Source organism: Flavobacterium sp., from assembly GCF_035760125.1.
GTDB lineage: Bacteria > Bacteroidota > Bacteroidia > Flavobacteriales > Flavobacteriaceae > Flavobacterium.
Genome location: NZ_DASTTN010000294.1, coordinates 1 through 15,239, shown reverse-complemented (window position 1 = coordinate 15,239; position 15,239 = coordinate 1). Strand labels below are relative to the sequence as shown.

At 33.0% G+C, this 15,239-nt stretch carries 15 protein-coding genes and 1 pseudogene; 10 read left to right on the top strand and 6 right to left on the bottom strand.

Annotated features, from left to right (window positions below):
* A pseudogene (locus VFS71_RS10645) lies at nucleotides 1–611 on the bottom strand (L,D-transpeptidase); the annotation flags it as partial.
* 106 nt (nucleotides 612–717) lie between these two features.
* Nucleotides 718–1,248 carry a porin family protein gene (locus VFS71_RS10640; protein WP_326401198.1) on the bottom strand — a complete coding sequence of 177 codons (531 nt, stop codon included), beginning with the start codon at nucleotides 1,246–1,248 and terminating at the stop codon, nucleotides 718–720.
* A gap of 310 nt (nucleotides 1,249–1,558) precedes the next feature.
* Between VFS71_RS10640 and VFS71_RS10635 the strand changes: the two genes are divergently transcribed.
* Together VFS71_RS10635 and VFS71_RS10630 are read left to right on the top strand one after the other, a co-directional pair.
* Complete coding sequence (locus VFS71_RS10635; RefSeq protein WP_326401197.1) at nucleotides 1,559–4,018, top strand: AsmA family protein; 2,460 nt, start codon at nucleotides 1,559–1,561, stop codon at nucleotides 4,016–4,018.
* Between the two features lie 14 nt (nucleotides 4,019–4,032).
* Nucleotides 4,033–4,542: a nuclear transport factor 2 family protein gene (locus VFS71_RS10630; RefSeq protein ID WP_326401196.1), complete on the top strand. Its 510-nt coding sequence runs from the start codon at nucleotides 4,033–4,035 to the stop codon at nucleotides 4,540–4,542.
* A 9-nt stretch (nucleotides 4,543–4,551) separates the two neighbouring features.
* On the opposite strand, the gene VFS71_RS10625 is transcribed toward VFS71_RS10630, so the two are convergent.
* Nucleotides 4,552–6,162 (bottom strand): L,D-transpeptidase family protein, encoded by a 1,611-nt coding sequence (locus tag VFS71_RS10625; protein ID WP_326401195.1) that lies wholly within the window; start codon nucleotides 6,160–6,162, stop codon nucleotides 4,552–4,554.
* A 271-nt stretch (nucleotides 6,163–6,433) separates the two neighbouring features.
* On the opposite strand from VFS71_RS10625, the gene trmB reads away from it, so the two are divergent.
* The 7 genes from trmB to VFS71_RS10590 all read left to right on the top strand — a co-directional run bounded on the left by trmB (nucleotide 6,434) and on the right by VFS71_RS10590 (nucleotide 11,031).
* The gene (gene trmB / locus VFS71_RS10620; RefSeq protein WP_326401194.1) at nucleotides 6,434–7,108 is read left to right on the top strand and encodes a tRNA (guanosine(46)-N7)-methyltransferase TrmB; all 675 of its coding nucleotides are present in this window, start codon (nucleotides 6,434–6,436) and stop codon (nucleotides 7,106–7,108) included.
* A 60-nt stretch (nucleotides 7,109–7,168) separates the two neighbouring features.
* Nucleotides 7,169–7,804 (top strand): LysE family transporter, encoded by a 636-nt coding sequence (locus tag VFS71_RS10615; protein ID WP_326401193.1) that lies wholly within the window; start codon nucleotides 7,169–7,171, stop codon nucleotides 7,802–7,804.
* Between the two features lie 6 nt (nucleotides 7,805–7,810).
* Complete coding sequence (locus tag VFS71_RS10610; protein WP_326401192.1) at nucleotides 7,811–8,143, top strand: MGMT family protein; 333 nt, start codon at nucleotides 7,811–7,813, stop codon at nucleotides 8,141–8,143.
* Nucleotides 8,144–8,415: 272 nt separating this feature from the next.
* The gene (locus VFS71_RS10605) at nucleotides 8,416–9,543 is read left to right on the top strand and encodes an Mrp/NBP35 family ATP-binding protein (RefSeq protein WP_326401191.1); all 1,128 of its coding nucleotides are present in this window, start codon (nucleotides 8,416–8,418) and stop codon (nucleotides 9,541–9,543) included.
* A 111-nt stretch (nucleotides 9,544–9,654) separates the two neighbouring features.
* Complete coding sequence (locus VFS71_RS10600) at nucleotides 9,655–9,894, top strand: NifU family protein (protein WP_326401190.1); 240 nt, start codon at nucleotides 9,655–9,657, stop codon at nucleotides 9,892–9,894.
* Nucleotides 9,895–10,188: 294 nt separating this feature from the next.
* The gene (locus VFS71_RS10595; RefSeq protein WP_326401189.1) at nucleotides 10,189–10,662 is read left to right on the top strand and encodes a hypothetical protein; all 474 of its coding nucleotides are present in this window, start codon (nucleotides 10,189–10,191) and stop codon (nucleotides 10,660–10,662) included.
* Nucleotides 10,663–10,713: 51 nt separating this feature from the next.
* Nucleotides 10,714–11,031 carry a ferredoxin gene (locus tag VFS71_RS10590; protein WP_326401187.1) on the top strand — a complete coding sequence of 106 codons (318 nt, stop codon included), beginning with the start codon at nucleotides 10,714–10,716 and terminating at the stop codon, nucleotides 11,029–11,031.
* 168 nt (nucleotides 11,032–11,199) lie between these two features.
* On the opposite strand, the gene VFS71_RS10585 is transcribed toward VFS71_RS10590, so the two are convergent.
* Nucleotides 11,200–11,982, bottom strand: a complete 783-nt coding sequence (locus VFS71_RS10585) for a DUF3050 domain-containing protein (protein ID WP_326401185.1) — start codon at nucleotides 11,980–11,982, stop codon at nucleotides 11,200–11,202.
* Between the two features lie 92 nt (nucleotides 11,983–12,074).
* Entirely contained in the window at nucleotides 12,075–13,253 is a 1,179-nt protein-coding gene (locus VFS71_RS10580; protein ID WP_326401184.1) for an acyl-CoA dehydrogenase family protein, read from the bottom strand.
* A gap of 424 nt (nucleotides 13,254–13,677) precedes the next feature.
* Here VFS71_RS10580 and VFS71_RS10575 point away from each other — a divergent pair, with 424 nt between their 5' ends.
* Complete coding sequence (locus VFS71_RS10575) at nucleotides 13,678–14,064, top strand: hypothetical protein (RefSeq protein WP_326401183.1); 387 nt, start codon at nucleotides 13,678–13,680, stop codon at nucleotides 14,062–14,064.
* Between the two features lie 173 nt (nucleotides 14,065–14,237).
* Here the strand turns inward: VFS71_RS10575 and VFS71_RS10570 are convergent.
* On the bottom strand, nucleotides 14,238–15,239 hold a 1,002-nt coding region (locus VFS71_RS10570), incomplete at its 5' end, for a carbohydrate porin (protein WP_326401182.1).

The window sequence follows — 15,239 nt, the reverse complement described above, 5'->3', positions numbered from 1 at the left end:
ACTTCTTTGAGACTGTAATACTCATTCAATACTTCTTTTTCGTTTTTATTAATTAGCGAAGGATTGGCAATAATAGAATCTAAATAGTTGACATAGGATTTCTTTTTTCGAGGCAAATACCAACCCAATTCGGCTGTTTTTTTGTCGTCTATCCCTTTTAAAACTTTATGGGTATAAAAAAAATAAAGAGATGTAAGCAGCAATTCATCATTGACATTTGCGCTTTGATTTTCAGTTGTATTTTGGAAAAGAACATCTAGTTTTTCTTTGTATGGAATGGTGGTTTTAATTCCTTCATCTTCAATATTGTTTAATTTATTATACAGCAAATGACTGACTTCAAGGATGCCCTTGGTGTCAAACCAAATGTATTGATAGTTTCGTTTTTGATATAATTCGGTGGTTTCTTGTTGGTATTTTTGAAGTTCAGGATATTTTTTGAAAAAAATATCGACCAAAGTGCTGTCAAAGGGAGACAGGCTTTCTACTTTGTTAAAAGCATTGATGGTAAGAGGTAATTTTAAATTGGTATCATCCTTTTTTTTACAGGAAAGCATAGAAAGTGAAGAGCCTAAAATAAGAAGGATAAGCAGCACAATAGATTTTCTCATAGATAAAGTGAATTAGAGACTACTCTATAAATGTACAAAAAAAAGTTGCCTTAAAGTAATGAGCTTTAAGGCAACTTTTAATATTGAGAAATGTGAATACTTTCTTTTAGAATTGGAAGGCAGCTCCTACTTGAATAACTTGATTTTTAGCAGCGAGGTGCTCAAAAGTATCATCCAAACCTGTTATGTATCTAGCATTTATAGACAATCCAAGTGGTAGGTTAAGAGACGTACCAAAAGCCCATGAAGGTACAAAACTGTTTACATCAGTATAGTCAACATTGTCTGAAACTACAAAACCAAATTGAGGACCTGTTTCAAAACTTAATAATTTAACAGCATATATTTTTGCTAAAATTGGCACAGTAAGATAATCTATCTTAGTGTCTTTTGCATTGTCAACCTCAAATCCTTCTTGAGAGTATTGCACTTCAGGTTGTATGAAAAGCAAGCTCTTTACCAATGGAATTTCTCTGTAAACACCAACATAAAGTCCTGTTTTGGCTTTTGTGTCCAATCCATTTCCGGAAATGTCTGAAATATTGGCTCCTGCTCTTACTCCCCAAGATTGTGCTGAAACTGAATTAGATACTAATAGTATGAAAGCACTTAATAGTAAAATTTTTAATGATCGCATATTTTTTATTTTTAAATTAGTAACTCATTTATAGAGTTTGTTGACCTCAAAAGTAGTATAATTTTTCAATTTTTACATGAATGTACTACAAAAATACCTTTAAAAAAATATTGTAATTTGGATAAATACAGCCTTTAAGTAGTTGAATATAATTACAATACAGTGTTAAAGTTTTTAAGATATAACGCCTCTTTTTGTAATATATTATGTTAACTTTGATACAGGTCGAGTTGTGTTGCAGATTATTCAATTCAAAATATTTGAAATCAATAAGAAATATTTTTACATATATAACTTATAAATGACTAGTATGAAAGAACTTATAGAAAAAGGAAAAGAATTTTTTAAAACAAGTAGAGTTAGAAAAATTTTAAAAAGAATTGGCTTTTTTATTATTGGTTTTTTGGGGTTAATCCTGATTTTCTTTATTGGATTGCGGCTTTATTTCATTCAAAATAAAGAGAGCATAGTGACCGAGATCAATCAAAAAATCAACGATAATATTTCGGGCCATGCCAGTATTGGAGATGTGGGATACAAATTCTTAATAGGTTTTCCAAACTTTACGGTAGTTTTGAATAAAGTAGAATTGCAGGACAGTTTGTATGCCATACATAAAAGAAGTGTACTTAAAGCTGAGGAAATTGAAGTGCGATTGAATGTACTGAGTTTACTGCATAAAAAGGTAGATATTGAGAAAGTTGTCTTGATAGATACAAAAATTGATTTGTTTAAAGATAAAAATGGTGTTTCCAATTCGAATATTTTTAAGCCAAAACCAAAAACCAACAAACCGAAAAGCAAAAGAGAAACTGAAATAGGTGAGGTCGATTTCAAGAATGTTGTTTTTATTTCCCAAAACTTGCAAAGAAATAAATTGTTCCATTTTGAAGTAGCGTCTCTAAAAAGCAAAATCGATTATACAGATGACGGATTTCAAACTGATTTGTTTTTGGATGTGTTTGCCAAAAGTATGGCGTTTAATACCAAGCATGGAAGTTTTATAAAAGACAAAAGGGTAAAAGGAAAACTTGCGGTACAATTCTCTAAAGCAAAAAATAAAATTGAGGTTCTTACCGAAGATCTTGAAATTGGTGAGGATGATTTTGACATCAAAGCGAGTTTTGGTTTGGAAAAAGAGCATCCAATAATGAATATCAACATAAAAACGAATATTCTATGGTTGAATGCGGCACGTTTATTGGATCCGCATTTGTTCAAAATTCTGAATCATTTTAATATAACCAAACCGCTCGATGCCCAGTGCAGCATCATTGGAGATATGAATGCCGAGGGAGATCCCGAAATTATTGTGGATGCTCAAATCAAGGATAATGTCTTGATCTCTTCAGAGGGAGAAACCAAAGATTGCAGTTTTGAAGGTCGATATATCAATAATTTCAAGAATGGTTTGGGTAACAATGACATCAACTCAGCCGTTATCATTAAAAATTTTAGAGGAAACTATAAGGGGATACCAATAGTTATTCCTGCGGCAGCAATTAATAATTTAGAAAAACCGGTTGCAACTGGAGTCTTGCATTCCAAATTTGATGTGGAAAATTTAGGAAATGTTTTTGGTGATGAATTTATAAAGTTTAACGGAGGAACTGCAAATGTCGATTTTAAATTCAATGTAAATATTGTAGACTTACAAATTTCGAAACCTCGTTTTACAGGAAAAGTAAATATAGAAAAGGCGAACATGCTTTTAAAGTCTAAAAATCTTCCTTTTCAAACCAATATCCTTCTTGATTTTACAGACGAGGCATTATTTATTCGAAATATTAAGTACCAAAGAGATAAAAACATTGTTTACTTAGATGGGAAAATAGACAATTTTCTTAATCTGTATTATGATGATCCCGCAAAAATGGTTGCTGTCTTGAATGTCAATAGCCCTTTTATGGATGTCAAAAAATTCCTGAGTGTTTTGGCTCACGGTGAAAAAAAGAAGGAAGTTAAAAAAGTAGCCAGCAAATCAGATATTAAAAAAAGAATAACGCTTGTTGAAAAATGTCAAGTGGTTTTAAATTTGAATCTTCAAAAGATGGTGTATTCTAATTTGACTGCCAAAAATGCTAAAATTATTATTGTGGCCAAGAATAGACAATTTTTTGTCAAACAAGGAGCAATTGAAACCTGCGGGGGTAAAATCACATTCGCTTCCCAGTTAATTCCAAACGGCAATTTGTTTGATGTAAAAACAAATGTAAATATCTCAACGGTTGATATTCCTCAGTTTTTAACCTCTTTTAAAAATTTCGGAATTAAATCCTTTCAGCCTCATAACATAAAAGGACATCTTTCGGCAACTGCGGATATGTCTGCGAAAATGACTCAAAATGGTGATTTGGTTGATGATTCTGCCAAAGGGAATTTGCATTATGATATCAAAAATGGCTCGCTAACGGATTTTAAACCAATAATAAAAATAGGTAAGTTTGCTTTCCCTAATAGAGATGTAAAGCATATTGTTTTTAATGATTTGTCAGGACAATTGAATATGAGTGGTAGCCAGGTAAATGTTGACTATTTTAAAGTGAGTTCGAATGTGTTGAATTTTGATGTTGAGGGTATTTATTCATTTAAGAAAGGGACCAAATTAGGGTTGACGATTCCGCTTAGAAATCCAGCGGAGGATTATAAAATAAAAGACAAAAATGAAAGAGAAGCCAAGCGATACAAAGGAATTGTGCTGCATTTGTTGGTTGTGGACGGGAATAATGGCGAAATGAAAATTAAGATGGGAAGTCTCCCAAAGAAATAATAAAAAAGTAAAATATGAGAGTTCTATTTTTAAGTTTAATAGTATTGACATTAGTTAGTTTTGATTCTTTGCAGTATAAGGAATCTGATGAAAAAGAACAGGTTAACAGAACACTTGATGCTTGGCACAAAGCAGCAGCGGAAGCCAATGCTAAAGTCTATTTTGGAATGATGACCGAAGACGCCATTTTTATAGGAACTGACCCAACCGAAAATTGGGATTTGAAAGCGTTTCAAGCTTTTGCAAAACCTTATTTTGACAGAGGTAAAGCTTGGGATTTTAAAGCATTGGAGCGTCACATTTATTTTGATAAATCAGGTAAGCTAGCTTGGTTTGATGAACTGTTGAATACCCAAATGAAAATTTGTAGAGGTTCTGGTGTTTTGGTAAAAATAGGTAAAGAATGGAAAATTAAACACTATGTTTTGTCTATGACTGTTCCAAATGAGAATACGAATGAAGTAGTGAAAATTAAAGAAGGGATTGAGGATGTCGTGATAAAAAATCTTCAGGCAAAGAAATAATAATGTCATTTATTTGGAGTCATCTGAAAATAATAATTCCGCTAGATGGTCATCTCTTAGATAGATATCATTATAAAAACAGATCTCACCAGAATCGTTAACCCAAGCTGTAAAATAGCCAATATGAACTGGGATTTTATGTTTGAGTACGCAAGTGGTTTCCTTTACTCCTTTCATGGCCTCATTAATCCTATCGATGGGCCAGTCAGGATCATCCTTTAAAATTAGGATAGCCAATTCCTTTGCTTTGGCCACATTGATACAGCCATGGCTAAATGTTCTGTATTCCATTTCGAATAGACTTCTGGATGGAGTGTCATGAAGGTAGATGTCATTGGAATTTGGAAAGACAAATTTAACGAGCCCCAAAGAATTATTCATTCCTGGTTTTTGTCTGGCATTCCCGTTGTTCCATTCTATATTGTGTTTAGCCAGATAATTTTTGTCACGATCCATTTGTACTTTTAATTCACTTTCAATAATGCTTTTTGGAATATTCCAATAGGGACTAAACACAATATGGCTCATATTGGCACTGAAAACTACCGTTTCGGTAATGATTTGCCCCAAAAAAACATTCGATTCCAGTTCCTTTTTACCGTTTTTTTTATAAATTAATTTAAAGGATGGAATATTTATAATTATATATTCATTGGCTTTAGCCAATTTTGGATCAATCCATCTGCAGCGTTCCATATTTATCATAATGATTTTAATGCGCTCTTCGGCTGGAATGTTCATTTGTCTGATGTGTCTATATGTAATGGGATAATTAACCTTAAAACCGTTCCTTTTTTTAAAATTCAATATAGCGGCCATCATCTCATCATCGTACACATTAAGTTTGGAATCCCGTTTTAAGTCCCCGTTAATGGTAAGCCAGTGTCTTATTTGACCAATGATTTTGGAGCTGTCATTTGGTTTCAATTCCTGTGCCTCAGAAATAGAATCTATTTGATTCCAACCACCTTCTTTTTCTATTTGTCGGTATTTCTTTAAAACATCTCGCAGTTTGTAATATTGATTAAATACCAGATTTTCATTTCTGCTTAGTAATTCTGGATTGACTAATAAAGAATCCAATAGATTTGCATAAGAAATATTTTTTCTAGGGATAAACCACCCGGTTTCCTGTATTTTTTTTGTGTCCATTCCATGAAATACTTTTTGGGCATAAAAAACGTATACGGTGGATAGCATTATTTCGGTATCGGTTTGGGAAGGCTTATCAGCTGAGTTCTTATCAAAAATCCTGTCAAATTTATCTTTATAGGGTAAGTGAGGATTTAATCCTTCCTCATCAAGAAGATTTACTTTAGCAAGTAGTACATCGGCAAATTTGATAAGTCCCGTGCGATTATACCATATTGACTTATAATTTCTTTTTGCGTATATGATAGTAACATCTGACTGGTATTTTTTCAGAGAAGAATATTGTTTGAAAAAATTAATAATTGCAGTTTTGTCAATACTAATTGTAGGTTTATTGGCAGCTGTTTTTTGTTGTAGTTGGACAGAAGAAGTGGCTTCAACCGTTAGAATTTCTTTGCTGTAACGGTAGAAAGAAATGAGGGAAAGAGTCAATGCTATAATTGTTATAAATAAAACTTTTTTTTTCATCAAAAGATTATTTTACATAAAGGTACATAAATATATTTTTAGTTAAAAGTGAATGTAGTTGAAGTTTAGTGTTGAATAATTTCAGTTGTTTTTTTTGCATTTCTTTTTTGATTCAAAAAAAGGGTTTGAAAGTACGAGATAGAATATGCTTTTTAGGTATAAAGAAGTTCTGCTTAAAAATATTAGGGCATTATTAAATTCTTCATTTTTTCTTTATCAAAGTTTTCGGTCTTAAATAATTCCTTAATTTTGCCGAAATAGCAATTATATCGTGGGAAGTAAAAATAAATTAAAAAGGTTCAAAGAAAACGAAACATTCAACAATGTTTTTCAACCATCAAGAGAAGAAGTAGTAGGGGATTTGTTTCCGCTAAGGGGGAAATGGAATTCGGATTTTTTTAAGAACGAAAATCCATTGGTACTTGAATTGGGTTGTGGAAAAGGAGAATATTCTGTTGGATTGGCCGAGAGATATCCCAATAAAAACTTTGTAGGAATCGATATCAAAGGTGCCCGTTTTTGGCGTGGTGCAAAAACTGCTGTTGAAACAGGATTGCATAACGTGGCTTTTATTCGAACTCAAATCGAATTAATCAACCATATTTTTGCCGAAAATGAAGTCGATGAAATTTGGATTACTTTTCCAGATCCTCAAATAAAATACAAAAGAACGAAGCATAGAATGACGAATTCAGAATTTCTGCAATTGTACAAGAAAATTTTGAAGAAAGAAGGAGTTGTCAATCTTAAAACCGATAGTGAATTCATGCATGGCTATACATTAGGATTGCTTCATGGAGAAGGACACGAGGTTTTATACGCCAATCATAATGTGTATGTAAACGAGGGAAGTCCTGAAGAAGTTACGGCTTTTCAGACATTTTACGAGAAACAATATTTGGAAATTAACAAAGCAATTACGTATATTCGTTTTAAAATCAAATAGTTTTCAAAGATGGTTTTCAGTTTGTATACTGAGACTGCAAACAGAAACTGCAAACTAAGTATGACTCTACTATTGCCTTTTTTTCTCGGATTTATTGTAGCTGCAATAGGGATTACACCTCCGGGTTTGATTAATATGACTGCTGCAAAAGTAAGCTTGAAAGACGGTAGAAATGAGGCTATTTCTTTTGCTATTGGTGCTACAGTAATTGTTTTTTTTCAGACATTTTTAGCTTTATTATTTGCTAATTTCATTAACAGCCATCCCGAAATTATCAACCGCCTTCAGGAAATTGGGCTGTTTATTTTTATAGCGCTAACCATTTATTTTTTTTGGAAAGCCAAAAAACCAAAATTGCCTAAGTCAGAAACCAAGGTTCGCAGTAAAACGAATCGATTCTTTTTAGGAATGTTGCTGTCGGCATTGAATTTATTCCCTATTCCATATTATGTTTTTGTGTCCATTACACTTTCTACATATGGGTATTTTTATTTTTTAGAATCTTTTATTTACGCTTTTGTGGGAGGAGTGGTTACAGGTTCATTCTTGGTTTTTTATCTCTATATTGTATACTTCAAAAAAAGGGAAGCAAAATCCTCTTTTTTAATCAATAACGGAAATTATATTATTGGTGCCATTACTGGATTAGTTTCTATAATTACACTGTTCAAACTTATTAAAGGATATTTTGGATAAAATAAAATGGAAGCAACAAACGATAATTTTTTTGAAAGAGTTTATGCTGTCGTCAGGCAAATTCCATATGGGAAAGTCACTTCTTATGGTGCAATTGCCAAAGTTTTAGGGGCTGCACGTTCTGCCAGAATGGTGGGATGGGCAATGAATGCAGCGCACAATCTTGAAGATGTTCCAGCGCATCGAGTGGTCAATAGAAAAGGATTGCTAACGGGAAAGCACCATTTTGACGGAACCAATCTAATGCAGCAATTACTGGAAAGTGAAGGTATTGTTGTTGAGGATAATCAAATCATCAATTTTGAGTCCGTTTTCTGGGAGCCCAAAGTGACGGTTTAATTAATTTTACTTAATTTGTGTTTTTAAAGGACTTTGTAATTGCAAAAATGAGAACTGTAATTATAGATGTTAATATGTGATACTATCAATAAATACAATCCAAATTCTTTATAATAAGAACATAATCCGTTATCTTTGCAATCTAAAATTAGTTTAAATAAAGATAGCTTTTAGAAGCGTTTTAGGCTGAATTTTTAATAATGAAATCACTGGATTCGAATTAAAATTAATTTTAAGTGATAGGATGTTCCAAATAAAAATAATAATTACGCATGAAATTAGATAGAAAAGATATTCTTAAGGCACTAGAAACAATTACTATTGCTGGTGAAGGTAAAAATATGGTAGAAAGTGGCGCTATTGCAAACGTGGTCACTTTTGGAGATGAAGTGGTCGTGGATTTGTTGTTGCATACACCAGCGATGCACATCAAGAAAAGAGCTGAGGATGATATTAGAAAAACGATACATGAGTTAGTTTCGCCAGATGCCAAAATTAAAGTAAACATAAAAGTAGAAGTTCCGGAAAAGAATGAAATCAAAGGAAAGGCTATTCCGGGTATAAAAAATATTATTGCAGTTGCTTCAGGAAAAGGAGGAGTTGGAAAATCTACGGTTACGGCAAATTTAGCAGTATCGTTGGCTAAAATGGGTTTTGCAGTGGGAATATTGGATGCTGATATTTACGGACCATCTATGCCAATCATGTTTGATGTAGAAAATGAAAAACCAATTTCAGTTGAAGTTGATGGGAAATCGAAGATGAAACCTGTGGAAAGTTATGGTGTAAAAATGCTTTCTATCGGATTCTTTACTTCGCCAAGTCAAGCTGTAATATGGAGAGGTCCAATGGCTTCTAAAGCGTTAAATCAAATGATTTTTGATGCTAATTGGGGAGAATTAGACTTTATGTTGATTGATTTGCCTCCTGGAACAGGGGATATTCATTTGTCAATTATGCAATCACTACCTGTTACAGGTGCTGTTGTGGTAAGTACACCACAAGCTGTTGCTTTGGCTGATGCCAAGAAAGGGGTTTCTATGTTTTTATCAGAAGCGATAAATGTTCCTGTTTTGGGAATTGTAGAAAACATGGCCTATTTTACTCCAGAAGAATTGCCTAACAATAAATATTATATCTTTGGAAAAGAAGGAGCTAAAGACCTAGCACAAGATCTAGGAGTTGCTTTTCTTGGAGAAGTGCCAATTGTACAGTCTATTCGCGAAGCGGGTGATTATGGTCGTCCAGCAGCATTGCAAACGGGTTCTATTATTGAAAATGTTTTTGACGAGATAACAAGAAACGTAGTTACTGAAGTAGTCAATAGAAATGAAAATTTGGAACCTACTGAAGCAATCAAAATTACTACAATGGCCGGATGTTCGGCTGTTAAAAAATAAGACGCCGATTTTTTTGAATAGCAATTCAAATAGGATAAACCAAGAATTACTAATGTGTAATTCCTTCCTTAAAATATTGGTAGGCCGAAAAAGAACAATAGATATCAACTTATGAAAACAGAAGAATTAACAAATAATGTTTTAAGAGCGCTAGACGAAATCAGACCTTTTCTGAATTCAGATGGTGGAGACATTACGCTTATTTCAATTGATGAAGGAAAACACGTAAAAGTACGCCTTGAAGGAGCATGTACAAGTTGTAGTGTGAATCAAATGACGTTAAGAGCCGGAGTGGAGACAACCATCAAAAAGTATGCTCCTCAAATAGAAACGGTTGTTAATATTATGTAAGAAACTGAAAAATAGATTATTATTTGTTTTTATTAATCTTTGGAATTACTTTTTAATAAAAAAAAGCCAAGTATAAAATGACAAAAATCATGTTCACTCTTGTTAAATAGATGGTTCATACTTGTTAAAAATCAATAAAATGGTTTTTTTTAAAGATTATTATTAGCAAATTACCAATAAAGCCGCCGTTTTTTTTGTTATACGCAAAAAACAATGTGAATAATTCAATATTTTTTTCTTTGAAAATTCAAATAAAAATTTACATTTGTAGCACTAACCTATAAAATTTGAATTATGAAAAAGCAGTACTTATTAATTATTCTATTTTTGTGTTTTTCTAAAAATTACGGACAAGAACCGATTCAAGAGGCATATGTGTCAAAAACGTATGTTAATGTTGATGATGAATGGAGTGAAGTTAATTTCAGTTCTATGGTTAATATTGCCTCAAATAGGAAAGGCCAATTAAAGATAACCAACGCTGAATTTTTGAGAGATCTTAGTGATGGTAAAGCTAATATGGTCGAAAAAAGTGCCTATGATTCGGCTGAATTTACCTCTCAGACACTGATCAAAGAAAAAACAGAAAAAAATGGTTTATTAAATATAACATTTGAAGGTAATTTGGTGTTTAAGACTTTTGACAAAGCTTATACAGCAGCTTCAAGGATTATTTTTATAGTGAATCAGGCAGATATTGTTGGTTTGAAAATTTTCAACAAGGAAAATCGTAAAGAATACGCATTAGATCTTACAATAAAAGATTAGAATCGAAGTTTTAAACAACTCCGATTTTTTAAATAAAAAGTTAAATTATAGATGGACGTTTTAATAAAAATTAAAGATAGAGAAGGAGTTGTTCATGAATTACAAGCCCCGACAGATATGGCGATGAACATAATGGAATTATGCAAAGCCTATGAGCTTCCAGTTGAGGGAACTTGCGGAGGAATGGCGATGTGTGCTTCTTGTCAATGTTATGTTCTTAATGATATTCCGTTGCCGGATATGGGTGATGATGAGGAAGCTATGCTGTCTGAAGCTTTTTACGTAAAATCAAATAGCCGTTTGGGTTGCCAAATTCCTATTACAGAAAGTCTTGAAGGATTGGAGTTGGAATTGGCTCCCGAAAATTAAGGGAATGTCTCACTAATATTATAAACAAAAAGTACTCTTCGAAAAATATTTTTCGAAGAGTACTTTTTGTTTATAATTATATAGTTGTGCTTAGTAATTGCGAATTATTAAACAGCAAGAATTTTTACAAATCCATTAATAAGAAGATAAAAAGAGTATTTTATTGTATTAAACCATTTCGGTTTTTAAGATAATTTGTTCTTCGATAGCATCCCAAAGGCCTATTCTTTTTTCTAAAGCCAAAATTGAAATCGCTTCCACTTCTGACCAATTTTTTGGATTTTCGCCACAAAGTTCAGTAATCATTGTCATTGCCATAGGGCCATGCTCATCAGCATCCAATTCGATATGTCTTTCAAAGTAATAAAGTAGTTTGTTTAAATCATTATCTGGAAATTTTGATTGAAAATTTTTCAGAATTTCTGTAAACATTTTTGGAATCAAATCTTCTCTGCCAAAAGTAAATGCAGCGGCTATCTTGTGTGGTTTTCCCTCTTCAATGACTCTAAACGTAAAATCAAGAAACTCTTTTATATTTGGGTGTAAATCGCTTTTTTTGATGGCAACAAATATATTGTGAAGTGAATTTACTTCGTCCAAAAAAGCTTCAATACCAGTTGTTTTGGCGCCGCAATCTTGCATTGCCTCTATGTACATTTCAAAATGACTTAAACGTCGACCATCAATACTTAAATCACTTTCCTCTGCCAATACAATTTCATTAATTAAATATCTGGTTTCAGGATGTGCTGTGGCAAACCAAGGTGTTGAAGTGCATGTTAATTTGTTTTGCAAAGCTTTTAACAAAGACATAAAATCCCAAACTGCATATACGTGGTTTTCTAAGAATTGATGTAAATCTTCAATATTGTTTATTTTATTGTATAAAGAATGGTTTAATAACTGTTGTTTTTGAGTTTGAATGCCTGTGTTGATTGTTGCAATATTCATTACTTTTCTTTTTTGTGTAAAATTAGAAAAGCTTCTCGTTACCAAGAAGCTTTGACTATCAATTTTATAAATACTTTAATAGTTGTTTAGTTCTATTTGAAAGCAGGAATTCCAGTAACGTCCATTCCTGTAATCAATAAATGAATGTCATGTGTGCCTTCGTATGTAATTACGGATTCTAAGTTCATCATATGACGCATGATGGAATATTCTCCGGTGATTCCCATTCCTCCTAGTATTTGTCTGGCTTCACGTGCAATATGGAGTGCCATATCCACATTATTTCTTTTGGCCATAGAAATTTGTGCAGTTGTTGCTCTTCCTTCGTTTCTTAGAACACCAAGCCTCCAAGTTAGTAATTGAGCTTTAGTGATTTCGGTAATCATTTCGGCCAATTTTTTTTGTTGTAATTGAGTTCCTGCAATAGGCTTTTCAAACTGAATTCTTTCTTTAGCATAACGCAAAGCAGTATCATAACAGTCCATCGCAGCACCAATAGCTCCCCATGCAATTCCGTAACGAGCTGAATCTAAGCAGCCTAATGGTGCTCCTAATCCAGATTTATTTGGCAATAAATTCTCTTTAGGTACTTTTACATTGTCAAATATTAATTCACCAGTAGATGAAGCTCTAAGGGACCACTTGTTATGCGTTTCTGGAGTTGTAAAACCTTCCATTCCACGTTCTACGATTAATCCGTGAATTCTTCCTTCTTCATTTTTTGCCCAAACAATAGCAATATCTGCGAAAGGAGCATTTGAAATCCACATTTTAGCCCCATTCAAAAGATAGTGGTCACCCATATCTTTAAAATTAGTAATCATACTTCCTGGATCCGAGCCATGATTGGGTTCGGTTAAACCAAAACAACCCATGAATTCTCCTGTAGCCAGTTTTGGTAAATATTTCATTCTTTGTTCTTCGTTTCCGTATTTCCAAATAGGATACATTACCAATGAAGATTGTACTGATGAAGTTGAGCGAACTCCTGAATCACCACGTTCAATTTCTTGCATAATTAATCCGTAAGAGATTTGGTCTAATCCTGCTCCACCATATTCTGCAGGGATATAAGGTCCAAAACCGCCTATCTCACCGAGTCCTTTTATAATTTGTTTAGGAAATTCAGCTTTTTGAGCGTATTCTTCTATAATGGGAGAAACTTCGCGTTTTACCCAAGCACGGGCGGAATCACGAACAAGTTTGTGTTCCTCACTTAATAAATCATCTAGATTGTAATAATCTGGGGCTTGAAATAAATCGGGTCTCATAATATAACTGTTTTATTGATACAAATCTACATAAAGAAATATAACAAAACTAAAATAAATTGTTATAAAAATAATTTAACAAAAAAATAATTTCATAATCTTGATATGTGACAATGTATTTGAAGGCGTTTCACAATACTGCAATTATTGGCAATCAAACAACTGGATCTGATGAAGGAAATAATAGTTTAAAATAACTAAAGAATTTCAAACATTATTTCCGTGATAAAGTATTTTTATTTTGACAAAAAAGTAATCTAATACATAAGATTATTGTTTATATATAAGTGTAACAGATGGTTATGTGGTAGCGAGAAAGTGAAGATGAAGTATTGGATTGAGCTGTACAATTTTGTAATATTGCTAAATAAATGGATAGACATTTATCCTTTATTTTTCCCTCAAATTAACCCAAATCAAAATTATGAAAAAGAAAATTGTACTTATTTTATTTCTACTAGTAGGAGCAATAGGGTATTCGCAAACCTTAGATTGTAGTAAATTAAAAAACATAAAAGCATATAATCCGGATTATCCTACAAGGACTTTCGTGATAAAAGGAGCTACCCAAGAAAGTTATGATAAAGGAGCACTTCAATTGGTTTGGAATGTTAAGTGGACAACCGACTGTGAATATGAAGTTACCTGTGTAAAAAAACTTGGTGAATCTCAGATGGAAGTGGGTGATAGAATCATTATGACAATTGTGAGTATTGACGGAGATTGTTTTACTGTTAAAAGAACTTTTTTTGCTAAAAATTTTCCAGAAGGAGATGTTGACCCTGGGAGTACGTATTGTTTAGCTAAATAATAGTTAGCTATTTAATAAATATTTATTGTCAAAGATGAAGTGATTTTATCTCTACAATATCTGTTAACCCGGATCTTTTTTAGAAGATAAATTAGCTTGATATAAGTAATAAGCCTTAGTAATGTTGTGATTTTTTGAATCTCAATATACTAGGGCTTATTGTTTTTTATTATTTACCAGATCCACCATTCGACTTTGGCTCCTATATATTGCCCCCAACTTTTGATGCCACTTTGAGCGAGATAGGGTGAGTAGAGATTGTTGGAAGCAAATTGATTATAATGGGCCACGCTATAAACGAATCTAAAATGTGGTCTTGCCCAAACACTTCGCTCGGATGTTGGAACTAATGTTGGAGCAATGGTAAATTTGGTCATTTGGGCAAAATCCTGTGTACCGTCCTTTCGCCAAGCCAGATCAACTTCATGGAGCAAATGCAGCCAGTTTTTGATATACCAAGTGCCTCTTGCTCCAAAAGCAATATCCTGTTTTCTGTTGAATAATATTTGTTTGCCCAGATAATCAGTTGTGGTGTTTAGACTATCACTAGCGCCTCTGCTTTTGGTGTAAATTGCATATCCATTTAAAGAATAATTTTTGTTGAAATTCAATAAAAAAGTTTCAGTAAGGGCAAGTGAATAGGCTTTCCTGAAACTATTCGTTTCTAGATTAGGTCCGCCATAAGTTATGTAGGTCCGGCTACTTCCACCATCACCTCCATTGGCAATTCCTGCGCCATAACGGGCACTTATCGCATTAAAGGAACCTGGTAGTCTGGATGAAATATTTTTAAAATATTTTGCTCCAACTACATAACCTACATCGGCTGGGTAATTGTATTTTGTGGTTGCGTCTTGAGTGGTTCCTGATGGGAGTCGTTGAAATTCGCCGAGTAATTTTATATAACCTTTTTTTGTTATTAGAGTATGCTCCAGTATGGAGATGTATCTGTTGCGTAATCCCAAAGTGGGAGTTCCATTTACAATATTAAGGTAGAAATTGGGTGGAAGTGTCGAGGTAGTATCGATGGAACCCGTATAGATAACAGAAAACTGAGTGTTTTTGTGTTTTATGCCAACGCCTTGTCCTGAATGATCATCAAAATAATAATGGTCAATAATATGTATATCATCACCTCGAAATAATCGCGCTCCTAACCATACGCTCCAATTACT